25 protein-coding genes are annotated in these 23706 nt (G+C 69.7%); 7 read left to right on the forward strand and 18 right to left on the reverse strand.

Features of this window, described 5'->3' with window-relative positions; translation table 11 throughout:
* Positions 1-91: 91 nt before the first annotated feature.
* The 3 genes from AB0F43_RS00975 to AB0F43_RS00985 all read left to right on the forward strand — a co-directional run bounded on the left by AB0F43_RS00975 (position 92) and on the right by AB0F43_RS00985 (position 2077).
* Positions 92-466, forward strand: coding sequence for a hypothetical protein (locus AB0F43_RS00975; protein ID WP_360468830.1), 375 nt, complete (start codon positions 92-94; stop codon positions 464-466).
* Entirely contained in the window at positions 367-912 is a 546-nt protein-coding gene (locus tag AB0F43_RS00980) for a phosphotransferase (protein ID WP_360468832.1), read from the forward strand. Before AB0F43_RS00975 ends, AB0F43_RS00980 begins: the two co-directional genes overlap by 100 nt.
* A gap of 154 nt (positions 913-1066) precedes the next feature.
* Entirely contained in the window at positions 1067-2077 is a 1011-nt protein-coding gene (locus AB0F43_RS00985) for a 1-aminocyclopropane-1-carboxylate deaminase (protein WP_360468834.1), read from the forward strand.
* Here the strand turns inward: AB0F43_RS00985 and AB0F43_RS00990 are convergent.
* The 12 genes from AB0F43_RS00990 to hisI form a co-directional block, all read right to left on the reverse strand.
* Positions 2074-2796: a VIT1/CCC1 transporter family protein gene (locus AB0F43_RS00990; RefSeq protein ID WP_360468836.1), complete on the reverse strand. Its 723-nt coding sequence runs from the start codon at positions 2794-2796 to the stop codon at positions 2074-2076. The two genes, AB0F43_RS00985 and AB0F43_RS00990, sit on opposite strands and share 4 nt — an antisense overlap.
* Entirely contained in the window at positions 2789-3814 is a 1026-nt protein-coding gene (gene lgt / locus AB0F43_RS00995; protein WP_360468838.1) for a prolipoprotein diacylglyceryl transferase, read from the reverse strand. Before lgt ends, AB0F43_RS00990 begins: the two co-directional genes overlap by 8 nt.
* 73 nt (positions 3815-3887) lie before the next feature.
* Positions 3888-4601 carry a thioredoxin domain-containing protein gene (locus AB0F43_RS01000; RefSeq protein ID WP_360468840.1) on the reverse strand — a complete coding sequence of 238 codons (714 nt, stop codon included), beginning with the start codon at positions 4599-4601 and terminating at the stop codon, positions 3888-3890.
* On the reverse strand, positions 4598-5089 hold the full coding sequence (locus AB0F43_RS01005) for a MauE/DoxX family redox-associated membrane protein (protein WP_360468842.1): 492 nt from the start codon (positions 5087-5089) through the stop codon (positions 4598-4600). Before AB0F43_RS01005 ends, AB0F43_RS01000 begins: the two co-directional genes overlap by 4 nt.
* Entirely contained in the window at positions 5086-5748 is a 663-nt protein-coding gene (locus AB0F43_RS01010) for an SCO family protein (RefSeq protein ID WP_360468844.1), read from the reverse strand. Before AB0F43_RS01010 ends, AB0F43_RS01005 begins: the two co-directional genes overlap by 4 nt.
* Before the next feature lie 7 nt (positions 5749-5755).
* Positions 5756-6577, reverse strand: coding sequence for a tryptophan synthase subunit alpha (gene trpA, locus AB0F43_RS01015; protein ID WP_360468846.1), 822 nt, complete (start codon positions 6575-6577; stop codon positions 5756-5758).
* Complete coding sequence (gene trpB, locus AB0F43_RS01020) at positions 6570-7781, reverse strand: tryptophan synthase subunit beta (RefSeq protein WP_360468848.1); 1212 nt, start codon at positions 7779-7781, stop codon at positions 6570-6572. The genes trpA and trpB overlap by 8 nt, the downstream gene beginning before the upstream one ends.
* Positions 7782-7859: 78 nt before the next feature.
* Complete coding sequence (trpC, locus tag AB0F43_RS01025; RefSeq protein WP_360468850.1) at positions 7860-8666, reverse strand: indole-3-glycerol phosphate synthase TrpC; 807 nt, start codon at positions 8664-8666, stop codon at positions 7860-7862.
* A 13-nt stretch (positions 8667-8679) separates the two neighbouring features.
* Entirely contained in the window at positions 8680-8931 is a 252-nt protein-coding gene (locus AB0F43_RS01030; protein ID WP_360468852.1) for an HGxxPAAW family protein, read from the reverse strand.
* A 56-nt stretch (positions 8932-8987) separates the two neighbouring features.
* A complete protein-coding gene (locus tag AB0F43_RS01035; RefSeq protein WP_360468854.1) occupies positions 8988-9530 on the reverse strand; it encodes a Trp biosynthesis-associated membrane protein in 543 nt (180 codons plus the stop codon).
* Complete coding sequence (locus AB0F43_RS01040; RefSeq protein ID WP_360468856.1) at positions 9530-11026, reverse strand: anthranilate synthase component I; 1497 nt, start codon at positions 11024-11026, stop codon at positions 9530-9532. The genes AB0F43_RS01035 and AB0F43_RS01040 overlap by 1 nt, the downstream gene beginning before the upstream one ends.
* A 241-nt stretch (positions 11027-11267) precedes the next feature.
* On the reverse strand, positions 11268-11594 hold the full coding sequence (gene hisI, locus AB0F43_RS01045; protein ID WP_360468858.1) for a phosphoribosyl-AMP cyclohydrolase: 327 nt from the start codon (positions 11592-11594) through the stop codon (positions 11268-11270).
* A gap of 64 nt (positions 11595-11658) precedes the next feature.
* Here hisI and AB0F43_RS01050 point away from each other — a divergent pair, with 64 nt between their 5' ends.
* Complete coding sequence (locus AB0F43_RS01050; protein ID WP_360468859.1) at positions 11659-12741, forward strand: dipeptidase; 1083 nt, start codon at positions 11659-11661, stop codon at positions 12739-12741.
* Here the strand turns inward: AB0F43_RS01050 and AB0F43_RS01055 are convergent.
* Positions 12738-13604 carry a GNAT family N-acetyltransferase gene (locus tag AB0F43_RS01055; protein ID WP_360468861.1) on the reverse strand — a complete coding sequence of 289 codons (867 nt, stop codon included), beginning with the start codon at positions 13602-13604 and terminating at the stop codon, positions 12738-12740. The two genes, AB0F43_RS01050 and AB0F43_RS01055, sit on opposite strands and share 4 nt — an antisense overlap.
* 184 nt (positions 13605-13788) lie before the next feature.
* On the opposite strand from AB0F43_RS01055, the gene AB0F43_RS01060 reads away from it, so the two are divergent.
* Both AB0F43_RS01060 and AB0F43_RS01065 read left to right on the forward strand, forming a co-directional pair.
* Positions 13789-14799 (forward strand): hypothetical protein, encoded by a 1011-nt coding sequence (locus AB0F43_RS01060; protein ID WP_360468863.1) that lies wholly within the window; start codon positions 13789-13791, stop codon positions 14797-14799.
* Between the two features lie 165 nt (positions 14800-14964).
* Positions 14965-15285 (forward strand): Fe-S cluster assembly protein HesB, encoded by a 321-nt coding sequence (locus tag AB0F43_RS01065; protein WP_360468865.1) that lies wholly within the window; start codon positions 14965-14967, stop codon positions 15283-15285.
* A gap of 109 nt (positions 15286-15394) precedes the next feature.
* Here AB0F43_RS01065 and AB0F43_RS01070 read toward each other — a convergent pair whose 3' ends face one another.
* Complete coding sequence (locus tag AB0F43_RS01070) at positions 15395-17191, reverse strand: ABC transporter ATP-binding protein (protein ID WP_360468867.1); 1797 nt, start codon at positions 17189-17191, stop codon at positions 15395-15397.
* Positions 17192-17267: 76 nt separating this feature from the next.
* Positions 17268-19088, reverse strand: coding sequence for an ABC transporter ATP-binding protein (locus AB0F43_RS01075; RefSeq protein ID WP_360468869.1), 1821 nt, complete (start codon positions 19086-19088; stop codon positions 17268-17270).
* A gap of 195 nt (positions 19089-19283) precedes the next feature.
* Here AB0F43_RS01075 and AB0F43_RS01080 point away from each other — a divergent pair, with 195 nt between their 5' ends.
* On the forward strand, positions 19284-19925 hold the full coding sequence (locus tag AB0F43_RS01080; protein WP_360468871.1) for a TIGR03085 family metal-binding protein: 642 nt from the start codon (positions 19284-19286) through the stop codon (positions 19923-19925).
* Here AB0F43_RS01080 and AB0F43_RS01085 read toward each other — a convergent pair.
* Genes AB0F43_RS01085 through AB0F43_RS01095 form a run of 3 tightly spaced genes read right to left on the reverse strand, consistent with a single transcriptional unit; the run spans position 19911 to position 23383 of the window.
* Positions 19911-20501 carry a VTT domain-containing protein gene (locus tag AB0F43_RS01085; protein ID WP_360468873.1) on the reverse strand — a complete coding sequence of 197 codons (591 nt, stop codon included), beginning with the start codon at positions 20499-20501 and terminating at the stop codon, positions 19911-19913. The two genes, AB0F43_RS01080 and AB0F43_RS01085, sit on opposite strands and share 15 nt — an antisense overlap.
* Positions 20498-21265 (reverse strand): MBL fold metallo-hydrolase, encoded by a 768-nt coding sequence (locus tag AB0F43_RS01090; RefSeq protein WP_360468875.1) that lies wholly within the window; start codon positions 21263-21265, stop codon positions 20498-20500. Before AB0F43_RS01090 ends, AB0F43_RS01085 begins: the two co-directional genes overlap by 4 nt.
* Positions 21266-21268: 3 nt before the next feature.
* On the reverse strand, positions 21269-23383 hold the full coding sequence (locus AB0F43_RS01095) for an alkaline phosphatase family protein (protein WP_360468877.1): 2115 nt from the start codon (positions 23381-23383) through the stop codon (positions 21269-21271).
* Positions 23384-23706 lie beyond the last annotated feature (323 nt).

The raw sequence follows: 23706 nt of genomic DNA on the forward strand, positions 1-23706 counted from the left end.
CTCCCATCTTCCCAAGAACGCTCGTCACCAACCACCCACAGCACCCAAAATTCACCTGATGAGACTGGTTTGAGCTGGTAGGCCTTTCGCTATGACCTGGCAGCCCTCCCCCGACTGGCGTCCGCTCACCGCCGGCACCGGTCAGTCCACCGGCGGCGTCTGGCTCACCGACGACGGCGAGGTCGTCAAACGTCTCGTCCCGGGCGTGGCGGATCCACGGCACCACGCCTATTGGGAACGCCAGGCCCTGGTCGCCGAATCCGGCGTGGTGGCCAGCACTCCAGGGCTCCGCTCACCTGCCTGCCTGGGCGTGGAGCGCGACCGAGCCGGCATCACCCTCCGTATGGCCCACGTGGAGCCGGCCGCTTGGCCCCCGCTGGCCCTGGCTGCCGCTCTAGGCCGCTTTGCACGCTCTCCGCTGGACGAGCCCGCCTGGGTGCCCGCGACGTACTCCGAGACCGTCTGACGACCGTAGAGGGCCGCGGCGGTTGGTCGACACTCTCCCGTCACGCTGCCATCGAAGCTCTGTGGGTACGCCGGGAGGCCGCGCTAACCGCTCTGGACGCACTACTGCGTGTGCCAACCCACGGCGACGCCCATCCGGTGAACCTGCTGGGTCGGGACGGTGACGACGTCATCGCCATCGACTGGGAGCAGTTCGGGCTCGCTCCAGCCGGCTTCGACCTCGGCTACCTCCTACTGGCCGTCGACACCCGGCTGGAGGAGCTACTGGCGGCGTACGGCGCTGATGCGGACGTACGGCGTGGGGCCGTGCTGGTGGCGGCGTACTCCGGGGTGTCGCGCGCAGCGTGGTCACTGGGCCAGCCGGACCCCGGAGATCACGTGGAGCGGCTCGCGAGGCTCTCAGCTGTAGTGCAAGAGGCTGTGTGGATCGCCTCAGACGACCGGTGAGGGTCAGAGGTGCCGTCGGGTCGATGGCGGGTTAGGTGTTTGCTGGCGGGTTACAACACGCCAGCGGTGAAACAACCGGTCAGTGCTCCGGGCCGCACGCGTGCCGGCATCTGGCCGACAATAGCCACGAGGGCGACCGAGTTTTGGAGGAGCGATGGCACTGGCTGGATTTCCGCGGTATCCGTTGCTGTTCGGGCCGAGTCCGGTGCATCCGCTCGACCGGCTGAGCGCGCACCTCGGCGGCGCGCGGATCTGGGCGAAGCGGGAGGACTGCAACTCCGGGCTCGCGTACGGCGGCAACAAGACGCGGAAGCTGGAGTACCTGATCCCCGACGCGCTCGCCCAGGGCGCGGACACGCTGGTGTCGATCGGCGGCTACCAGTCCAACCACACCCGGCAGGTCGCCGCGGTCGCCGCGAAGGTCGGGCTCAAGGCCGTCCTCGTCCAGGAGAACTGGGTCGACTGGCCCGACGCGCTCAGCGACCGGGTCGGCAACATCCTGCTCAGCCGGATCATGGGTGCCGAGGTCCGGCTCGACCCGGCCGGTTTCGGCATCGGCTTCAAGGACAGCTGGAAGCAGGCACTGGCGGACGTCGAGGCTCGCGGAGGTACGCCGTACGCGATCCCGGCCGGTGCGTCGGACCACCGGCTGGGCGGGCTCGGGTTCGCGCAATGGGCTGAGGAGGTGGCGCAGCAGGAGCGGGAGCTCGGCGTCTTCTTCGACACGATCATCGTCTGCGCGGTGACCGGGTCGACTCAGGCCGGCATGATCGCGGGTTTCGCCGGACAGGACCGGCCGCGGCGAGTCATCGGGATCGACGCGAGCGCGAAGCTGCAGGAGACCCGCGACCAGGTCGAGCGGATCGCCCGCGCGACCGCGGACCTGATCGGGCTCGGCCGGGAGTTGCGCGACGACGAGATCGTCGTACTCGAGGGCTGGGCCGGTGAGTTGTACGGCATCCCGGTCCAGTCGACCCTGGACGCGATCCGGCTGACCGGGGAGCTCGAGGGGATGATCATCGACCCGGTCTACGAGGGGAAGTCGATGGCCGGCCTGATCGACCTGATCCGCAACGGCGAGATCCCGAAGGACTCCAACGTCCTGTACGCCCACCTGGGCGGGCAGCCCGCCTTGAACGCCTACAGCGGACTCTTCAGAACCTAGATGCTGGGGCCGACCAGGGTGCCGACGAAGTAGGTGAGGGCCGCGGCCAGGCCGCCGAGGATCAGTTGGCGGAGGCCGGAGTACCACCAGGAGCGCGTGGTGACGCGGGCTACGACAGCGCCGCAGCCGAACAGCGCGGTCAAGGACAGGATCAGGGCCGGTACGACGGTGCCCGCGCCGAGGAGGTACGGCAGCAGCGGCACGAATGCGCCGACCGCGAAGCAGATGAACGAGGACGCGGCCGCGATCAGCGGGCTCGGCAGATCGTGCGGATCGATGCCGAGCTCCTCGCGGACGTGTTCCTCCAGCGCCTGGTCCGGGTCGGAGTGGAACTGCTTGGCGACCTTGCTGGCCAGATCCGGGTCGAGGCCTTTCGCGCGGTAGGTCTCGGCGAGCTCGATCTCCTCGTCGACCGGGTGCCGCTGGATCTCCTTGCGTTCCACCTCGATCTCGGCCCGGGCCAGCTCGCGTTGCGAGGCGACCGAGGTGTACTCCCCCGCCGCCATCGAGAACGCTCCCGCGGCGAGACCCGCCAGCCCGGCCAGCACGATGAACCGGGAACCGGACTCGGTGCCGCCGTCCATCCCGGCGATCAGGGCGAAGTTCGAGACCAGCCCGTCCATCGCCCCGAACACCGCCGGCCGCAACCAGCCGCCGTTCACATCACGATGGGTGTGATCCCCGTGATGCTCGGCAGAAACCTCGGATCCCTCAGTCACGAGCCGCATCTGCCTCGGACCCGTTGGTCGCCTCGACCTTCGGCTTGTCCTCCGCTCCGGGCTCAGCCGGTACGTCGGTCTCGGCCGTCTGCTCGGTGTCGGTGTCGTCAGCAGCCTTCGGCTCATCGGCTTCGGGCGTGGCTGCGTCGTCGGCGGGCTTGCCGGCGGCGGGGCCGGTGGAGATGACTTCGATGCCGGGGCGCAGGCGGGCGCTGAGGACGAATGCGACCACTGCGAGGACGAAGAGAATGATCGAGGTCCAGACGTTCAGGCGGAGACCCAGGAAGTGATTGACGGTGTCGATGCGCATGTTCTCGATCCACGCGCGGCCAGCGGTGTACCCGGCCACGTAGAGGAAGAACGCGCGCCCGTGACCGAGGGTGAACCGGCGCCCGGCCAGGATCACCAACGCGATCACACCCAGGTTCCAGATCGCCTCGTACAGGAACGTCGGGTGGAAGGTGGCGAAGTCGACGTACCCCTCGGGCCGGTGGCCGGGGTCGATCTCCAGGCCCCACGGCAGGTCGGTCGGCTTGCCGAACAACTCCTGGTTGAAGTAGTTGCCGAACCGCCCGAGGATCTGGGCCAGCGCGATCCCGGGCGCCATCGCGTCCGCGACCGCCAGGAACGGCACCTTGGCCCGCCGGCAGGCGATCCACGCACCCAGCGCGCCGAACCCGACCGCACCCCAGATCCCCAGCCCGCCGTGCCAGATCTTCAGTGCGTCGATCGGGGTGCCGGGGCCTGCACCGAAGTACAGCTCCGCGTCGGTGACGACGTGGTAGATCCGGGCACCGACCAGGCCGAACGGGATCGCCCAGAACATGATGTCGGCAAGCACCGTCGGCGAACCGCCGCGGGCGACCCAGCGCTTACGGCCGAGCCAGTAGCCGGCGAAGATACCGGCCAGGATGCACAGCGCGTAGGCACGGATCGGCAGCGGGCCAAGGTGCCAGACACCCTGGCTGGGACTGGGGATGGACGCCGGAACGATCACGGCGGAAATCAGACTAGACATGGCAACCAGGAACGCTACTCGACCGGCCCCATCGCGACCAGGAAACTCATGGTCACGATGGGGACTCGGTGAGTCAGCCCATCCCCCCAGCCGCGCCGACGGCCTTCTGCAGGCCGTCGGCGGTGAGCTGGTCGGCGTCCAGCTGCTTGTCGTTGACGTAGACCGTCGGCGTCCCGGTCACACCGCGGTCATCGGCGGCCTTGGAGACCGTGTCGAGCCAGCCACCGTAGGTGTTGTCCCGCACCGCCTGCTCGAACTTCGGGTCGTCGAGACCCAGCTGCTTGCCCAGCTCGATCAGCTGGTCGGTGGTCCAGGACTTGGAGAAGTCGGCGTACATCTCGTCGGCGTAGCTGAGCGCCTTGCCGTTCGCGGCCGCGGCGGCGAACGCGTTGGCCAGCCGCGGCGAGGCGTCCGGGTTGACGAAGGTCAGCGGCCAGTAGGTCAGCGTGGCGGTGCCGTCCTGGACCAGCTTGTCGACGGTCGCGCCGGTCGCCTCCTCGAACTCCGCGCAGTGCGGGCAGCGGAAGTCCAGGTAGATGTCGATATGCGCCTTGGCGCCTTCCTTGCCGACGGTGACCCCCTTGCCGGGCGTGCCCGGCCCCTGGATGACGGCCGGTTCCGGGCGGCCGTTCGAGCTCACCTCGACCTTGGAGTGGCTGCGCCAGTACTGCACGCCGACCCCGCCGGCGAGGGCGAGGACCAGCACGATCACCACGACGATCCCGGGCGAGATCCGCCGCTTCTTCTGCTGCAGCAGCGGGTTCACGGGGGCTTTGGTCTTGCTCACGACGCGGTGACTCCTGTCGGGACGTGCGGATCGGACTCGAGGGCGAACTTGCTCACCGGGTTCAACCACAGCCAGGCCGCCAGTAGCAGCAGTCCGGCGTCCCGCAGGATCTCCTGCAGGTACTTGGTGTCACCCGGGGCGACCTGTCCACCGCCGCCGAAGCAGCCGCAGTCGATCGCCAGGCCGCGCGCCCAGGCGGAGGCCACCGCGGCAATGAACACAACCATGAAAACACCCGCGGCCACCGCCGCGGCGCGGACACCGAAACCGACGATCAACAGCAATCCGATCGCGATCTCCAGGAACGGCAGGCCCCAGCCGACCGGGGCCACCAGCGCCGAGGGCAGGAGCTCGTACGCCCGGACCGCCTGGGACGCGGTCTCCGGATCCGTCACCTTCAGCGCACCGGCCACCAACATCACACCGCCGAGCACGAGCCGGGCCGCCAGCGACACCCAGGGGAACCAGGGCTGCTGCTTCACCTTCACTGGTTGTTCTCCACCAGCTTTCCGAAGTCATGCGCCAGGTCGCCGATGGCGGCGTTCGACAACCACAGCACGTTCGCCTTGTCGTTCTTGCCGAAGCCGATCACCTGCGCACCGTGCCCGACCTCGTAGCCGCCGGACGGCAGCTTCTTCATCCCTTCCACCGGTACGCCGACAGCCTTCGCGACGTCCTTGATCTCGGTCAGCGACCCGGTCAGCCCCACGAAGGCCGGGTCGAACCGGTCCAGGTACTTGCGGATCACCGGCCCGGTGTCGCGAGCCGGGTCCGTGGTGATGAACAGCAACTGCACCTGGTCGCGGACCGACTCGTCCAGCTTGGTCAGCGCGGACGCGACATCGGCCATCACGGTCGGGCAGACGTCCGGGCAGTTCGTGTAGCCGAAGAACACCAGCGTGACCGGCTTCTTGGTGGACGTGACCAGGTTGAACTTGTTGCCACTGGTGTCGGTCAGCGTCGCCGCGGGCAGCGAGTACGGCCGGTCCAGCGTCGCCCCACGGAACCCGTTCGGGTCCTGGGTGGTGCGGATGATCGCACCACCGGGGTTGTCCGCCTGGTCCTTGTCCTTGCCGCCGCTGCAGCCCACGAGGGCGAGCAGAGCCACCGCGGCAAGGAGAATGGCCGCGTTCCTGGTTCGACTCACGGCGGGTCTAACGACCGGCGGTGGCGCTGGGTTCCCGCCGGACACCTTCGGCCAGCCCTTCGGTCAGCTCACGGACGGCGGCGGGACTGTCGGCGGCGGCCTTGACCAGCGCCGAGCCGACGATCACCGCGTCCGCGAAGGCCGCGACAGCCGCCGCCTGGTCCGCGGTCGACACCCCGAGGCCGACGCCGACCGGGAGTCCGGTGACCGCCTTGGTCCGTTTCACCAGCGGCTCGGCCAGGTCCGACGGCTTCTCCCGCGCACCGGTGACACCCATCACAGCGGTCGCGTAGACGAAGCCGCGGCAGGCGGCCGTGGTGAGTTTGATCCGCTCGTCGGTGGACGACGGCGAGACCAGGAACACCTTGTCCAGGTCGTTCTTGTCGGCGGCCGCGCTCCACTCCACGCCCTCGTCCGGGATCAGGTCGGGCGTGATCAGCCCGGCTCCCCCGGCACTCGCGAAGTCCACGGCGAACCGATCCACGCCGTACCGCTCGATCGGGTTCCAGTACGTCATCACCAGCACCGGCACGTCGGCGTACGACGCGACCTTCTCGACGGTGCTGAGTACGTCGCGGGTCCGCAGGCCGCCGGCCAGCGCGACCTCGGACGCCCGCTGGATGGTGACACCGTCCATCACCGGGTCGCTGTACGGCAGGCCGATCTCGATCACGTCGGCACCACCGTCGATCAGCGCCTTGATCGCGTCGATCCCGCCGTCGTACGACGGGAACCCGGCCGGCAGGTAACCGACCAGGGCCGCCCGGCCCGCGTCGTTGGCCTTCCGGACCGCGGCCCCGGCCTTGCCCAGGGCAACGAGCTCACTCACGTCCGGTCTCCTCGCCGGCCAGGCCGAACCAGGTGGCGGCCGTGTCCATGTCCTTGTCCCCGCGGCCGGACAGGTTCACCAAGATGGTTGCCTCCGGCCCCAATTCTTTGGCGATGTCGACCGCGCCGGCGACCGCGTGCGCCGACTCGATCGCCGGGATGATGCCCTCGGTCCGCGACAGCAGCCGGAACGCCTCCATCGCCTCGGCGTCGGTGATCGGCCGGTACGACGCCCGCCCGGTCTCGGCCAGCCACGCGTGCTCCGGCCCGACGCCGGGATAGTCCAGCCCGGCCGAGATCGAGTGCGACTCGATCGTCTGCCCGTCCTCGTCCTGCAGCAGGAACGACCGGGCACCATGCAGTACGCCGACCTGGCCCGCGCTGATCGTGGCCGCGTGCCGGCCGGTGTCGAACCCGTCGCCGCCGGGCTCGATGCCGTACAGCTTCACGTCCGCGTCCGGGATGAACGCCGCGAACAGGCCGATCGCGTTCGAGCCGCCACCGACGGAGGCGACAGCGGCGTCCGGAAGCTTGCCGAGCAGCTCCAGCGACTGGGCCCGGGCCTCGTCGCCGATGCCGCGGACGAAGTCGCGCACCATCGCCGGGAACGGGTGCGAACCGGCCGCCGTACCCAGGATGTAGTGGGTCTTGTCGACGCTGGCGACCCAGTCGCGCAGCGCCTCGTTGATCGCGTCCTTCAGCGTCCGGCTGCCGGTCTTGACCGAGATCACCTCGGCGCCGAGCAGTTTCATCCGGGCCACGTTCAGGGCCTGCCGCTCGGTGTCGACCTCGCCCATGTAGACCACGCACTCGAGGTCCAGGTAGGCGCAGGCGGTCGCGGTCGCGACGCCGTGCTGGCCGGCGCCGGTCTCGGCGATCACCCGATGCTTGCCCATCCGCTTGGTCAGCAGCGCCTGGCCGATCGCGTTGCGGATCTTGTGCGCACCGGTGTGGTTCAGGTCCTCGCGCTTCAGCAGGATCCGGGCGCCGGCCGCGTCCGACAGCCGGGTCGCGTCGTACAGCAGGCTCGGCGCACCGACGTACTGGCGCAGCATCCGCTCGAACTCACCGGTGAACGCCGGATCGGCCATCGCCTCCCGCCACGCCGTGGTGAGCTCGTCGAGCGGCGCGATCAGCGCCTCCGGCATGAACCTGCCGCCGAAACGGCCGAAGTGCCCGAACTGGTCGGGCAGCACAGTTGTCATCCGTAACAGCCTTCCGCATACCCCGCGGCCTGCGGCGCGGGGTCCTTGTGCCCCGGCCGGCCCACGGCGCGGGGGTAGCTAGTGGCGCTGCTGGATGGCCGGGTGCGATCCGGCAGCGACGAGATCGGCGACCGAGGCGCGGGGATCGCGGCCGGTCACCAGGGTTTCACCGACGAGGACGACATCGGCCCCGGCGCGCGCGAACTCGATTACATCATGCGGACCGCGGACCCCGGACTCCGCCACCCGGACCAGGTTGGACGGGATCGACGGCGCCACCCGGGCGAAGGTGTCCCGATCGACCTCGAGGGTCTTCAGGTTCCGGTTGTTCACGCCGATCAGCTGAGCTCCGGCGTCCACCGCACGCCGGGTCTCCTCCTCGTCGTGCACCTCGACCAGCGGGCACAGCCCGATCGACTGGGCCCGCTCGATCAGCGAGACCAGCGCCTCCTGCTCCAGCGCCGCGGCGATCAGCAGCACCATGTCGGCACCGGCCGCCCGGGCCTCCCAGAGCTGGTAGGAGGACACGATGAAGTCCTTGCGCAGCACCGGTACGTCGACCCGGCCGCGGACCGCGCGCAGGTCGTCCAGGCTGCCGTTGAACCGGCGCTGCTCGGTCAGCACCGAGATCGCGGCCGCACCGCCCTCCTCGTACTCCCCGGCCAGCGCGGCCGGGTCGGTGATCTCGGCGAGCTCGCCCTTGGACGGGCTGGACCGCTTCACCTCGGCGATGATCGCGATCCCGTCGCCGCGGAAGATCGGCATCGGGTCCTTGGCGTCGGGCTTGCGCTGCGCCTCCAGCTTCAGATCGTCCAGGCTGACCCGCGCCTGGCGCTCCGCGAGGTCCTCCCGGACCCCGGCGAGGATGTCGTCAAGCACAGTCATGATCGTGGTCTCCTCAGTGGCCGTCGGCCGGGACACCGAAGCCGAGCAGCTGCATCACCTTGCCGGTGAGCGCGCCCAGCAGCGCGATCCCGACCGAGATCCAGAACAGCAGCCAGTTCGGCCCGAGCACCATCGCGATGGCGCCCACGGTGAAGGCGATCAGCACGATGGTCACGGCGGTCCAGGCCGCCGGGCTGTTGCCGTGCAGGTCATGAGCCTCCTCGCTCACCTGCGTCGCCGGTTGATCCGCCCTCGTCTTGTCCATGGTTGGCGCCACTCCTCGTCGTCGTCCCGTCCTATTGTGGCGGTAGCCCGCCGCGATCACAGAGTCGGGTCCTCCCCGGCGTCGATCGCCTTCCATTGATCGGCCCCGCGACCTGAGGCCGTCGCGGCCGGATCACGCTCGTAGCGAGCCGTAGCCCGCCGCCAGCGCTGCGCTGTCAGTACGGCGACCAGCCCGGCCGCCACGAGTGCCAGGCCCCCGGCCAGCGCGAACCAGGGGGCGACTCCAGTGCTCAGTACGACCCGATCGGTGACCGCCTGGCTCAGCTCCGGCCGGATCCGGCTCAACTCGGTCGCGTCCGGCCGCACCTGCAACGCGACACCGATCGCGGCGACGCCCATCAGCAGGACCAAGGCGCCGAGCACGCGGCGAAGCGCCGTACCGGCGAGTTTGGTGACGACCACGGCGACCACCGAGGCCAGCGCGAGTGTCACCGGCGCCTTCGTGACCGTGTAGCCGTTGAAGTCCACCGCCGGCCGGCCGCTGCCCGGGTCAGCCGACGACCAGGTCAGGTACGCCGACGACGCGAGCAGAGCCAGCGCCACCAGCGTGAGCAGGTCAACCAGCCGCTGCGACCGCATCAGACCTCGCTGAACGTGCCTGCGACGGCGATGGCGTCGAGTACGGCGGCCGCCTTGGTCCGGCACTCCGCGTCCTCCGCGGCCGGGTCGGAGTCGGCCACGATGCCGGCCCCCGCCTGCACGTACGCCGTCGTACCCCGCAGCACGGCGGTCCGGATCGCGATCGCGGTGTCGGCGTCACCGGCGAAGTCGAGGTAGCCGACCACACCGCCGTACACGCCGCGCCGGGTCACCTCGAGCTTGTCGATGATCTCCATCGCCCGCGGCTTCGGTGCCCCGGACAACGTTCCGGCCGGGAAGGCGGCGGTGAGCGCGTCGAACGCGGTCTTGCCGGCCGCCAGCTGGCCGGTGACCGTGGACTCCAGATGCATGACGTGGCTGTAGCGCCGTACGTCCATGAAGTCGACCACCTCGACGGTGCCGGGCACGCAGACCCGGCCGACGTCGTTGCGGCCGAGGTCGACCAGCATCAGGTGCTCGGCCCGCTCCTTCGCGTCGGCCCGCAGCTCCTCCTCCAGCGCGTGGTCCTCCTCCGGCGTCGCGCCGCGACGACGGGTGCCGGCGATCGGATGCAGGATCACCTTGTTCTCGGTGACCTTGACCAGCGCCTCGGGGCTGGAGCCGACGATGTCGAAACCGTCCAGCCGGACCAGGTACATGTACGGGCTCGGATTGGACCGGCGGAGCACCCGGTAGATGTCCAGCGCGGACGCGGTGGTCTGCAGCTCGAACCGCTGGGAGACGACGATCTGGAACGCCTCACCCGCACGGATCTCCTCCTTGGCGTGCTCGACCGCCTCCCGGTACTCCGCGCTCGACCGCTGCCGGTGCGGATCGGGCTGGGCGTCCCGATCGGCCCGGACGACGTACGACGGGGTCGGCCGGGCCAGGTCGGACTCCATCGCGTCGAGCCGGCGGACCGCGTCCGCATAGGCCTCGTCGACGCGCTCGTCGGAGTCGTCCCAGTTGACCGCGTTCGCGATCAGCCAGATCTCACCGGTGTCGTGGTCGAGTGCGGCCAGGTCGGTGGCGAACAGGAAGGTCAGCTCGGGCAGGCCGAGGTCGTCGGTCGTTGTGTCCGGCAACCGTTCCAGCCGGCGGACCGCGTCGTACCCGAGGAAGCCGACCATGCCGCCGGTCAGCGGGGGCAGGCCGGGCAGCCGCGGCGTGTGCAGGATCTCCAGCGTCTCTCGCAACGCCCTCAGCGGGTCACCGGTCTGCGGCAGGCCGACCGGCGGGTTGCCGGTCCAGACGGCCTGGCCGTCCCGCTCGGTCAGCGTCGCGACGGACCGGACCCCGATGAACGAGTAGCGCGACCAGACCCCGCCGTTCTCGGCCGACTCGAGCAGGAACGTGCCGGGCCGCTCGGCGGCGAGCTTGCCATATACACCGATCGGCGTCTCCGCGTCCGCCAGCAGCCGGCGCGTCACCGGAATGACGCGCCGATCCTTGGCGTACTCGCGGAAGGTCTCGATACCCGGGTTGGCGTCGGTCATGGGGCCTCCCGGCCTGGACTGAGGAGCGCAGGGAGCGCAGCGACGGTCATGGGGCCCTCCCGCCCTGGACTGAGGAGCGGAGGGAGCGAAGCGACCGGAGTGACGAGGGAAGGGCGGGAGCCAAGGGCCCCATGACCCGCCGGCGCCGAAGGCCCGGCCAAAGGCACAGTGACGAGGGAAGGCCGGGAGCCAAGGCCCCATGACCCTGCCGGTGCCGGAGGCCCGGCCATGAACACAGCCATCACGCGACCTCGATCTCGCCGTGTTCGAAGCAGGTGCGGGTGCCGGTGTGACAGGCCGGGCCCTCCTGGTCGACCAGGACGAGCAGGGTGTCGGCGTCGCAGTCGACGAGGATCTGCTTGACGTGCTGGCGATGGCCGCTGGTCTCGCCCTTCACCCAGTACTCCTGCCGGCTGCGGGACCAAAACGTGCTCCGCTTGGTCTCCGCGGTACGGCGTACCGCCTCGGCGTCCATCCAGCCCACCATCAGGACCTCGCGCGTGTCGTACTGCTGTACCACCGCCGGGATCAGCCCGGCCGCGTCGAAGGTCAGCTCGTCGATGCTCACCGGACCATTGTCGCCGATCCCGGGTTGCCTTCTGACCACGGTCCGGAACTGCGAGGATGGCCCGATGGTGAGGATCCCGGAACTGCTGCGCGACCACCCGGTGATCGACGGTCACAACGACCTGCCGATCGCCTTCTACGAGCTGTGCGGCTACGACCTGGACGCGTACGATCTGGGCGACTCGGTGCCGGCGCTGAACACGGACCTGCCGCGGTTACGGGCCGGTCACGTGGGCGGGCAGTTCTGGTCCCTGTGGGTGCCGCAAGACGCCGACGCCGTACGCCGTACGTTCGAGCAGATCGACTTCGTCCACCGACTGGTCGAACGCTTCCCGGAGACGCTGCGGCTGGCGTCGTCGGCGGATGACGTGGAGGCGGCGATCAAAGCCGATCGGATCGCGTCGCTGATGGGGATGGAGGGCGGCCACTCGATCGGCGAGTCCCTCGGCGTACTGCGGGTGATGCGTGCGCTCGGTGTTCGATACATGACGCTGACGCACAACAGCAACGTGTCGTGGGCGGACTCGGCGACGGACGAGCCGGTGCTCGGCGGGCTGAACGAGTTCGGCGAGGACGTGGTCCGGGAGATGAACCGGATCGGCATGCTGGTCGACCTGTCCCACGTCTCCGCGGACACCATGCGGCACGCGCTCCGCGTGACGAGCGCGCCGGTGATCTTCAGCCACTCGTCCGCGCGTGCGGTGTGCGACGTACCGCGGAACGCTCCCGATGACGTCCTGGAGACGCTCGCGGCGAACGAGGGCGTGTGCATGGTGACGTTCGTCCCGTACTTCGTCTCCCAGGCGTACGTCGACTGGGTCGCCGGGGCCCGGGAGGCCGCGCCGGAGCTGAACCCGCTCCGGCCCGAGGACCAGGCCAAGCTGGCCGACTCGTACGACGTACCGAAGCCGGCGGTCACGCTCGACGACGTGGTGGCACACATCGAGCACGTCCGCGGGATCGCCGGCGTCGACCACATCGGGATCGGCGGCGACTACGACGGGTGCCCGCAGTTCCCGGACGGGCTGGCCGACGTGGCGTCGTACCCGGCGCTGTTCGAGGCGCTGGCCGAGCGCGGCTGGAACGACACCGAGCTGGCGAAGCTTGCCGGAGGCAACATCCTGCGCGTGCTCCGCGCCACCGCCTAGGCGTTCCGATAGACCGCCCGGATCTCGGGCAGCGGCTCGAAGCCGGCCGCCTTGTAGGTGGCGACCGCGCCCACGTTGAAGCTGGGTGTGCACACGAACGCGCTGGACGAGCCCAGCTCCTGCAGGGCGCGCGCCGCCGCGACGGTGATCGCCTCGCCGTAGCCGTGGCCGCGGTGTGCCCGGTGCACGCCCATCGGCTCGATCAGCCCGGGCTTGCCCGCGCCCGCCGACCAGACGGTCACACCGGCGACTGCCTCGCCCTGCGCGTTCCGCCCGATGAGACACCGCGCGTCGCCGTACGGCGCTCCGGCCGCCATCGCCTGCCAGCGCTCATCGGTGAACGTCGACCCGTCGAACGACGCCCGCTGCACCGCCGTCCGCTCGGACGCCTGCTCCGGCCCGACCACCTCTGTCCGGAGACCCGGCTCCGGCACAGGCTCGGACAGATCACGCCGCAGCGGCACCCACGGCTCGTCGAGCTCCCAGCCGTCCTCGGTCAGCAGGTCCAGGACGAGCGATCCCATCGGCGCGTCGACGTACACCTTGCCCTCGATCAGTACGCCGCGCTCCGGCGCCGACACGTCCTCCACCAACTGCCGCGCCAACTCCTCGTCGCGCTGAACCTCCGGCGCGATCGCCAGCCGCAACATCTCGGGATCGTCCAGCAACCCCACCGCCAGGACCTGCCCACCCCGGCTCCACGTCCGCGTTGCCGCGGCGGTCTGCTGACCCCCGAATCGCCAGAACCACCCCAGGTCCCCCGGATGCAGCTGCACCACCGCGCCGTCGTACTGCCACTCCCGCAACACCCGCACCACGCCGCCCAGCCCGTCAACCCCCGGCCTGTCCATCACAATCGCCATCCCCCGATCACACACCACCCCACCACCCCTCCGCACCCGACTTTCCGCCCACCTTGAGAATCCACCGTTCACTTTCGGGTCCAATTTGCGGTCGGTGGGTTCTCAAGGTCGGAGGAGTCGGGGTTTTCCACAGGCGGACGATAAGGGTCAGCGGAGGGGAGAGCGGACGCGGCACGCTGAGTTCATGGATCGACTCGAGGCCGGACTGCGCGATCACCTGCTGGTGATCGTCGCCACTCCGCAGCGCCGACAAGTCCTGCTTGAGCTGGGACTGCGCGACGCCGATCTCCGCAGACTCCTCCGCAGGCATGCGCTGCAGCACCACCACGGGCACTATCTCGACGGGCGGGTGGACGAGGACCTGGCGAAGATCGCTTGTGCGCAGGCGAAGCACTCCGGCTCGGTCGTCAGTCACTTCAGCGCGGCCCGGCTGGCCGGCCTGCGGACTTGGACGGACAGCAGACGTCCGTACGCTCCTCCCATAAACGCCGTCTGGCTGACGAGACCTCCCTCGGCCAAGCGGAATCAGCGTCGCGCCGATGTCGTCGTACGCCGGGCCTCGTTGGCCGCGACCGACCTGTCCCGACGCCAGGGGCTGCTTGTTACCAGCGCGGCGAGAACCGTCGTTGACCTCGCGCGAGCCTTGCCGCTCCGCGAGGCGATCGTGACAGTCGACCACGCGTTACGGACAGGTACGACGATCGCCGAGATCGAGGCCGTCCTCGACCGACAGCAGCGGTGGACCGGAATCCGGCGGGCGCGGAGCACAGTCGACTTCGCCGATCCCAGGTCCGAGTCTGCCCTGGAGTCGATCGCGCGGGCGTTCATCGCCACCGCGGGGCTGCCTGCCCCGGTGCTCCAGGCGCAGTTCTGGGACGGCGTCTGCTGGATGCCCGAGCGCGTCGACTTCTGGTGGCCGCAGTTCCGGACCGTCGGAGAAGCCGACGGGCTCGCGAAGTACGAGGATGACAGCGTAGAGAAGCGCCGCCGGCTGTTGCGCAGCAGCCACCGCCGCGACCAGCGGCTCAGTGACAGAGGCATCGAGCTTGTGCACTTCGGCTGGGAGGACGCGATCGATCGCCGCTCAGACCTCCCCGCCCGCCTCCGCGCAGCCTTCCACAGGGGCCGATCCCGTCCTGGCGATCCTCCGATCTGGAGAGCCCCCGACCCAACTCTCTGGCTCACCGCCGCGTAAACAGGCCCCCGCGAGCTCCACCTTGAGAAGCCACCGACCATCTCTGGGGACGATTTGTGGTTGGTGGGTTCTCAAGGTAGAGACGGGGCGGCGTGGTGGGTGGGTTTGGGGTTGGAGGGATCGGGCACGGGGCGGGCTCAGTGATGTCTAGAGGTTGGAGTAGTTGTGCTGACGCTGACCGAGAACGCGACTCTGGTGATCAAGAGCATCACAGGGGTCGAGGGTGCGCCGGAGGGCGCCGGGGTGCGGATCTCGCAGGATGATCCGGCCAACCCCGCGCTGGCGGTGACGACCACGGAAGCGCCACGACCAGGTGACCAGGTGGTCGAGGAGAGTGGAGCGCGGGTGTTCCTGGAGCAGAACGCCGCGAACGCGCTCGACGACAAGGTCTTGGACGCGGCGGTCGACGACAAGGGCGGCGTCGAGTTCCTGCTGGTACCCCAGCCGGGGGCCGGGCGGGAGAACGGTGCCGCCCCGACTCCCTGAGTCGATCTGACTGCACGTACGGCCGGGACCGCCCCTTTCCGTGGTCCCGGCCGTTGCGTGTGTTCCAGAGCGCGCTCCCCTGGGTGTCAGACCGCGCTGCGCTGGGCGATCAGAGCGCGCTCCGCTGGGCGATCCAGCTGTCGTGCAGCCGCGTGTAGACCCCGCCGGCGCCGACCAGCTCCGCGTGCGGACCTCGCTCGACGACCTTGCCGTCGTCGAAGACGAGCACCTCGTCCGCGGCCTCCGCGGTCGACAGCCGGTGCGCGATCGTCACGGACGTCCGGCCGGCCATCAGTCGCTCCAGCGCCGCGTTGACCCGGACCTCGGTGCCGGGGTCGACGGCCGACGTCGCCTCGTCGAGGACGAGCAGGTCCGGATCCGCGATGTTCGCGCGAACCAGCGCGACCAACTGACGCTCACCCGCCGACAGCGACTCACCACGCTGACCGACCGGCGAATCGAGGCCGTCCGGCAGCGACTCCAGCCAGTCCGTCAGACCCAGCGACTCGAACGCGTCCAGCAACTGGGCGTCCGTCACCTCAGGCCGGCCGAAGCGGACGTTCTCCGCCAGCGACGCGTCGAAGAGATACCCGTCCTGCGGCACCATCACCACCCGCTCCCGGAGCGACGCGAACGAGATCTCCCGCGCGTCCACCCCGTCCAGCAGTACGGCGCCCGACGTCGGGTCCATCAATCGCGTCAGCAACTTCGCGAACGTCGTCTTCCCCGACCCGGTCTCCCCCACCACCGCGACCCGCCGATGCGGTTCCAGTCGTACGTCGACATCCCGCAAGACCAGGTCGCCGTCCGGGTAGGCGAAGTCCACGTCGCGGAACTCGACCGAGATCGGCCCGCGCGCCTGCGCCACACCCGACTCGCCCGGGTCGACCACGTCGGCCGGGGTCGCGATCACCCCGAGCACCCGCCGCCAGCCGGCGAACGCACTCTGCGCGTCCGTCAGCACCTGGGTCGCGATCTGCACGGGGTCGGAGAACAACGCGACCAGGAACATGAACGCGAGAATCTCCCCCAGCGTCGCCTGCCGGTCGACACCGAGCAGTACGCCGGCCGTCAGCACGCCGGCGTTCGCCAGACCGGCCGCCAAGCCACCGATCGAGAAGGTCAGGCCGGTGATCGCCTGCGCACGGGTCGCCGTCCGCCGGTAGTCCTCGATGGAGGCGTCGATCCGTGCCTGGGTGCGCTTCTCGATCGCGTACGCCCGGACCACCTGCGCCCCGACGACCGGCTCGGCGACCGCGGACAGCATCTCGCCGACCTTCGCCCGGACCACGCCGTACGCCGCGGACATCAGCCGCTGCAGGTACTTCAGGCTGGCGAACAGCGGGATGAAGCAGACCAGCACGACCAGCGCGAGCTGCCAGGAGTAGACGAACATCACCACGGTCGCGAGCAGCATCTGCCCGAGGCTGACCAGGAAGATGAACCCACCGAACTGCAGGAACTGCGACACCGTGTCGACATCCGACGTGACCCGGCTGACCAGTGCGCCACGCCGCTCGGTGCTCTGCGTCAGCACCGGCAGGTCGTGCACGTGCCGGAATGCCTTGATCCGCATCGTCGACAGACCACGTTCGGAGTTGATCGCGAGCCGCACGGTCGTCAGGTACGACGCCACAGCGGTGAGCAGCACGGCCGCCGCGCACACCGCGCACATCCACGCCACATACGACATGTCCGGACCACCGGGACCGGACAGCCCCTTGTCGATGGTCTGCTGCACTGCGATCGGTACGACGATGCGCCCAGCCGTCATCACCAGCGCTAGCAGCCCGGTGATCCACCAGCCCTGAGCCAGCTCCGGCGATACCCGAAGACCCTGCCGCAGCGTCTCCAGCCCACCCGCGTCATCGCCATGGTCAAGCCTCGTAGTCTCAGCGGCTCTCATCCCCGTCCTCGCTTCGCTGTGGGCGCGGATGAGTGCGAAGGCACACTGTGCCTGATGGTGAACTCGCTCCGCTCGTTCACGCGGACGCTCCTTCCGCGTCGAGGTCATCTATCTCGGCGGCCAGCTCTGCCTCTTCCTGGCGGCGGGCCGCGTCTTTCTCGTAGGCGTCGACCAGCTCGCGATAGGCGGCCGACTGCTGCTGCAGCTCGAGGTGCGTGCCCTGCGCCGCGATCCGGCCCTCGTCCAGGAACACCACCTCGTCGGCGAGCGAGATCGTCGCCTTCCGGTAGGCGATCACCAGCACGGTCGTAGCGGCTTCGGAGTCCTGTACGGCGGATCGCAGCCCGGCCAGGATCCGCGCCTCGACCTGGGGGTCGACAGCGCTGGTCGCGTCGTCCAGAATCAGCAGCCGCGGTCGCCGTACCAGGGCCCGGGCCAGGGCTATGCGTTGCCGCTGGCCGCCGGACAGCGTCGTCCCGCGTTCGCCGACCTTGGTGTCGAGACCCTCCGGCAGTCCCTTCACGAAGCCGTCGCCCTGGGCGATCCGCAGCGCGTCCCAGATGTCCTCGTCGCTGTAGTCGCCGCCGAGCGTGATGTTGCCGCGGATCGTGTCGTCGAAGAGGAACGCGGTCTGGGCCACCAGCGCGACCGAACCGGCCAGCTCGTCCCGGGCGAGGTCGCGCAGGTCGACGCCGTCGACCTTGACCGCCCCTTCCTCCGGGTCGACCAGCCGAGTGAGCAGCGTGGTCAGCGTCGACTTCCCCGCTCCGGTCGGGCCGACCATCGCGACGGTCCGGCCGGGCTCGACGGTGAAGTTCACGCCGGCCAGCACGTCGCGCTCGGGCAGGTAGCCGAACCGTACGTCGGACACCTCGAGCCGGGCTGCCTTCGTCGACGTCAGGCGCTGGTCGCCGTACTCCATCCCGCCCTCGGCGGTCAGCACGCGCTGGATGCGGTCCCACCCGACGACCGATCGCGGCAGCTCGCCGAGCACCCAGCCGAGCGCCCGGATCGGGAACCCGATCAGCATGAAGAGGAACGCCACCTGGACGACGTCACCCGCGTCGGCGGCGCCCGACCGCACCCGGCCGACGCCGACCAGCAGCACCGCGAGCACCCCCAGCCGCGGCAGACCGTCGATCACCGGGTCGAACATCCCGCGGGCCTTGTTCACCGCGATGTTCGCGTCCCGCAGCGCGTACGTCGGGGTGCGGAAACGCTCGGTCTCGGCCGCCTCGCGACCCAGTGTCTTCACCACCAGCGCGCCATCGAACGACTCGTGCGCGACCTCGGAGACGTCGGCGCGCAGCTCCTGCGCCCGGGTGGCGAGCGGCTGCAGGTAGCGCTGGAAGATCACGTTCGCGATGAACACCAGCGGGAAGACCAGGCAGCCGACGAGGGCGAGCCAGACGTCGGCCGCGAACATCGCGACGGTCGCGAACCCCAGCATCGCGATCACGCCGACGGCCATCGGCAGCGGCGCGATCACGAACCAGGTCGACTCGACGTCGGCGTTGGCGTTCGAGAGCAGCTGCCCGGTCGGGTGCCTGTGGTGCCACTCGATCGGAAGCTTCAGGTACTGCCGGGTGACCCGCCGGCGGTAGGTCGCCTGCAGCCGGTACTGCATCACGCCGGCCCCGATCCGCCGGCCGACCACACCGATCGCCCGCAGGATCGCGATCCCGAGGAACAGCCCGACCAGTGCCGCGATCGCACCGAACGTGGTGTCACCGCGCTCCAGCGCCGGCCGGATGACGTGGTCGGTGGCCCAGCCCAGCGCCCACCCGTCGGCCACCGTCATCGCGCCGTACAGCATGCTCGCCAGCACGGAGAGGGTGAAGATCCACGGCTCCTCCCAGATCGCGACCTTCAGGACCGCGAAGCCCCTCCGGGTCACGCTCCCCTTGTCCGGGACTTTCGGCGGCACGGGCAACACACTCCAGGACAGTCAGGTGCATAGACAGGGCACAGGCATGACAACGATTGACATTCTGCCATTCCAGCGCCCTCTGCTGTTCTCTTTATTCCTCCGTCCGCCCGTGGCGGAGCGAGGAGAAGAACCAAGAGGTAGTTGGAGATTACGATCGAGAACGTGACCGACTACAGCCGGGTGGAACGACTAGCTCTGTGTGACCTGTTCGACCAGCTCGGGCCGGATCAACCGACGCTGTGCGAGGGGTGGACGACGCACGATCTGGCCGTGCACCTCTACGTCCGCGAGTCCGACCCGATGGCCGGGCCGGGGATCGTGATCCCGGCGCTGTCGGACACCACCGAGAAGCGGATGGCCCGGGCCAAGGCGCAGTACAGCTTCGCCGAGATCGTGGACAAGGTCCGCAACGGTCCTCCGAAGGTCTCGATCTACGCGGTGCCCAAGTTCGGACCCCAGCTGAACACGACCGAGTACTTCGTCCACCACGAGGACGTCCGCCGTGCCCAGCCGTCGTACGACATCCGCACCCTCCCGGCCGGTCAGCAGACCGGGCTGTGGAAGGCGGTCCGGCTCGCCGCGAAGTCGATGACGCGCAAGGCGCCGAGCGGCCTGATCCTGCGGCTGCCGGACGGTACGACGTCGGTCGCGAAGAAGCCGACCGAGTTGGGCTCGGTGACAGTCACCGGCGAGGCGTCGGAGCTGGTGCTGTTCTGCTTCGGCCGGCAGCGGGTGGCCGACGTTCACCTGGACGGCGACGCGGAGACGGTGGAGCGGCTGCGCAGCGCGTCATTCGGAGTCTGACGCGCGCTGGTTCCGCCGCCAGCGCTGGATCACTCTGCTCACCACGGTGGTGAGGATCACGAGCACGATCGCCGCGACGACGCCCTGCCAGGGCTCGTCGAACAGCGCGTACCCGAGCAGGCCGATCGCCATGTAGACCGCCGCCCACAGTGACGAGGCGGTCAGGTCGACCAGGGCGAACCGCTCCCAGCGGTACCCGGCGAGGCCGGCCGCGAGCAGCACCGGCACACGTCCGCCGGGGATCAATCGAGAGGTCAGCAGCACGCTGATCTCGTGCTCGGCCAGGCGGTCCCGCAGTGCGTCGAGCGACGCGTTGTCGCGCAACCAGCCGATCCGTTTCGCCAACCGCTCCCCGCCGAACCGGCAACCGGCGTACACGATCAGGTCCCCGACATACGCCCCACCCGCACCCGCGATGAGTACGCCGAGCAACCCGATCGGACTCGAGTGCGACGCGAGCACGGCACCTGCGGACACGGCCGCACCCGTCGGCAGCACCGGTAGCACGGCCCCCAGCAGAACGGCACCGGCCAGCGCGAACAGATACCAAAGGTCGAAGCGCGTCTCTCCGGTCATGGGGCCACGACCTCGGTGGACTCGCCGGGCACCAGGAGCTCCACCTTCACCGCGGGATCCACCTCGGCCATCGCGGTCTTGAACCTGTCGCCCGGTGGCAGGAACATCTCCGGCTTCAGCCAATCGCATCCGATCGGCCAGAACGTCCCGAAATGTACCGGTATCGCAATCCGCGCCCCGACCCGCCGAACCGCCTCCGCGGCGCGGTCCGGGTCCAGGTGCCCGGGCCCGAGCGACGGACCCCAGCCGCCGACCGGCACCAGCGCGAGGTCGACCGGTCCGGCCTCCGCGGCCAGGTCGTCGTACAGGTCGGTGTCACCGGCGAACCACACACTCGGCGATCCCTCGACGCGATAGCCGAGCGCCGGTCCGCTGTACGACGACCACGGCAGCCGACGGCCGTCGTGGTGCGCCGTGACCGCGGTGATGTCGAGTGCGCCGATCCGTACCTGGTTGCCGGGGGCAACCTCGATGCAGCGATCCGCGATGTCGGCGCCGCACTCCTGCCGGATGAGCCGGGCCGCGCCCCGCGGCACGACCAGCGCCGCGCCCGGCGCGACCAACGGGATCGAGGTGATGTGCAGGTGGTCGGCATGCAGGTGTGAGACCAGTACGGCCTCACACTCCGCCGCGGTGGGCAACGGGGCCGGTCCGCGGCGGCGGCGCAGGTGCGCGATACGTGAGGTCAGCACGGGATCGGTGAGCAACCGCGTGCCGTTCTCCTCGATGGTGGTGGTGCTGTGCCCCCACCAGGTGATCCGCACGCGTCAGGCCTCCACCCTCGTCTCGACCGGTTCCCGGAGGTCCTTGCGGTGGCCGAGCTGTTCGAGCCAGCCGATCAGCAGCGCGTGGACCTCGTCGGAGCCTACGGGAGGCTTGTCCACCACCCAACGACTCGGGTGCACCAGCACCGCCTCGGTCTGCCAGCCGCCGATACCGCCGTGGCATCCGACCAGCTCCTCGAACGCCGCCACCTCGTGCGTGTACTCGTCCAGCCGGCTGATCACCACGATGTCCCCGTTGTGCGGCATCTCGGCCTGCCGCAGCATCGACGCGGCGGCGAACGGCCCGTACCGCGCCAACGGGTCGTCGCCCTCGATCCGGCCGGTCCGCAGTACGTGCACCCCCGCGCGGCCGATCGCGACCGGTCCCTCGGCGAGTGAGTCGACCACGACGAAGCCGACGCCGGGGTGGGTGGCCAGTCCGGGAATCAATTTCGGGTGCAGCAGCTCGATCTCTTCGAGCGGCACCCGGCCAGGCGTGGTCGCGAGGTAGATCAGCGCCAGGTTGCCCGACGACGTGACCACCATCTGCTCATCGGCGGCCACCAGCGGCTCGCAGTCCTTCGGGCCGAGCTCGACCTCGCCACTGATGGCCTTGGCGTGCAGCGCCCTCCGGGTGACCGATCCGGCCACGCTGCGGCGGAGGCTGAGCTCGGTCAGGAACGCGTTCACCGGACCCCAGCCCTCGGTGGTGCCGACCGCTGCCACCGGTTCCTTGGTGGTGTCGACCAGGTCATCGACCACCTGGGTGAGGGTCCGGCCGTACCGCTGCAGGAACGTCGAGCCCTGGCTCTGGCCATGGTCGGACAGGACGACGACCTCGTACGAGTGCGGCAGGATGTCGATGATCCGCTTCAGGGCGCCGAGCACGCGGTCCAGCCCTTCCAATGTCTGCAGCGACTCGGCGCGGGTCGGGCCGGCGTGGTGCGCGACCTCGTCGTAGTCGACGAAGTCGCAGTAGATGACCGGCGTGCCCTTCACCAGCTCGTCGGTGATCAGCGAGACGTTCAGGTCGCGCAGCAGCACGTTGGTGATCGCGCGCAGAAAGATGTACGCACCGCCGCGCTTGACCCGCGGCACCAGGTGCCGGGCTCGCTGGCGGCGGGCCTGGTGCAGCTCCTTGACCATCTCGGCCACGCACAGCACCATTCCGCGGGCGGCGCCCTGCGGGCTGGAGAAGAACCGGACGTACCCGCGGCTGCGGTGGCTCGGCAGCGAGGCGCGGCTGAACACGAGCTCGGACCGCTCCGCGTCACCTGACCAGTTGTTGCTGATGCTGACGCCTCCGTCGGCGAGCAGGCCGCGCCCGGTGGACATCCGATCCTCGATCTCGGCGGCGTCCCGGCCCCGGTTGGTCACCATCACCCGGGCGGACTCCTTCTCGTACCACCGGAACGCCGGGATCTGCCGCGAGCCGCCGTGCAGGATCCCGGCCTGACTCGCCGGCGTCGTCGACGGTACGCCGGTGTGCCAGCCGACCATCGAGTGTTTGCCGTCCCGGATCCAGCCGCCCAGGTTCGGCAGGTTGCCGGCCAGCACCATCCAGTTCAGCAGCGGCGCGGACAGGCCGTCGATCTGGATGATCAGCATCCCGGTCTTCTGCGTGGGCGTGATCCTGCGGGCCCGGCGGTGCACCACCCGCATCACTTCGGCGACGTACGCGTCAGCGCTGCCGGCGTACGCGACCCAGCCGACGAAGGCGCTCACCGAGGACATCACGATCGACACCAGCAGCGGCGCCTCGACGCCGCCGTGCAGGTTCACCCCGGGGTCGACGGTGATCCCGAGGTAGACCACGCCGAACTGGGACAGCAGCCCGCCGACCAGTACGCCGATCGAGCCGATCAGGATCGCGATCCCGGCCAGCACCCAGCGCATCAGCATGCTGAACACGGCCAGCAGTACGACCAGGCGCAGGATCGGCACCCGGCCGTCACTGCTGATCTGCGGCAGCGTCCAGAACGTGATGATGAGGGAGATCAACGAGGCCAGGCCGCCGAACAGCATCGTCTGCAGGCCACGGCCGGTTCGGCTGCGCAGGTCCAGCCAGACCGGACGTCGTCGCCGCCGGTCCCCGGACACTTCTGGTGGTTTGGCCATCTCCTGGTCGTGCTCCCCGTCCGACGCCGCTGTGCTGTACCGAGCCTACGAGGCATCGTCCAGTCCGGTCGCATCGCGCTACGCATCACGCGGGAGGATCCCGGGTCATCCCTGACCCGGGACTGACCGCGACCGAGCTCTGCCGCCGGTTGTCGCAGCCCGTGACCAGCTGCTCATCACCACCTGGTTGTTGCCGTTGACAACGAGTCCCACGGCGCCCGACGCCACTGGCCACCGCGGCGGTGGTGCGCTGGTTTTCGGCTGATCTCTGGACCCGGGACGTTCCGGGGTGGAGACTCCCGCTAGTTGGTTTTCGCCTGGAT

Origin of the sequence: Kribbella sp. NPDC023972, from assembly GCF_040639075.1 — a bacterium.
Lineage (GTDB): Bacteria > Actinomycetota > Actinomycetes > Propionibacteriales > Kribbellaceae > Kribbella.

Excerpts from the sequence above, each read along its gene's own strand:
- AB0F43_RS00975 (WP_360468830.1), top strand. The coding sequence starts at position 92 with ATGACCTGGCAGCCCTCCCCCGACTGGCGTCCGCTCACCGCCGGCACC.
- AB0F43_RS00985 (WP_360468834.1), top strand. The coding sequence starts at position 1,067 with ATGGCACTGGCTGGATTTCCGCGGTATCCGTTGCTGTTCGGGCCGAGT.
- lgt (WP_360468838.1), bottom strand. The coding sequence starts at position 3,814 with ATGTCTAGTCTGATTTCCGCCGTGATCGTTCCGGCGTCCATCCCCAGT.
- trpB (WP_360468848.1), bottom strand. The coding sequence starts at position 7,781 with ATGACAACTGTGCTGCCCGACCAGTTCGGGCACTTCGGCCGTTTCGGC.
- trpC (WP_360468850.1), bottom strand. The coding sequence starts at position 8,666 with ATGACTGTGCTTGACGACATCCTCGCCGGGGTCCGGGAGGACCTCGCG.
- AB0F43_RS01030 (WP_360468852.1), bottom strand. The coding sequence starts at position 8,931 with ATGGACAAGACGAGGGCGGATCAACCGGCGACGCAGGTGAGCGAGGAG.
- AB0F43_RS01035 (WP_360468854.1), bottom strand. The coding sequence starts at position 9,530 with ATGCGGTCGCAGCGGCTGGTTGACCTGCTCACGCTGGTGGCGCTGGCT.
- AB0F43_RS01040 (WP_360468856.1), bottom strand. The coding sequence starts at position 11,026 with ATGACCGACGCCAACCCGGGTATCGAGACCTTCCGCGAGTACGCCAAG.
- AB0F43_RS01050 (WP_360468859.1), top strand. The coding sequence starts at position 11,659 with ATGGTGAGGATCCCGGAACTGCTGCGCGACCACCCGGTGATCGACGGT.
- AB0F43_RS01055 (WP_360468861.1), bottom strand. The coding sequence starts at position 13,604 with ATGGCGATTGTGATGGACAGGCCGGGGGTTGACGGGCTGGGCGGCGTG.
- AB0F43_RS01060 (WP_360468863.1), top strand. The coding sequence starts at position 13,789 with ATGGATCGACTCGAGGCCGGACTGCGCGATCACCTGCTGGTGATCGTC.
- AB0F43_RS01070 (WP_360468867.1), bottom strand. The coding sequence starts at position 17,191 with ATGAGAGCCGCTGAGACTACGAGGCTTGACCATGGCGATGACGCGGGT.
- AB0F43_RS01085 (WP_360468873.1), bottom strand. The coding sequence starts at position 20,501 with ATGACCGGAGAGACGCGCTTCGACCTTTGGTATCTGTTCGCGCTGGCC.
- AB0F43_RS01095 (WP_360468877.1), bottom strand. The coding sequence starts at position 23,383 with ATGGCCAAACCACCAGAAGTGTCCGGGGACCGGCGGCGACGACGTCCG.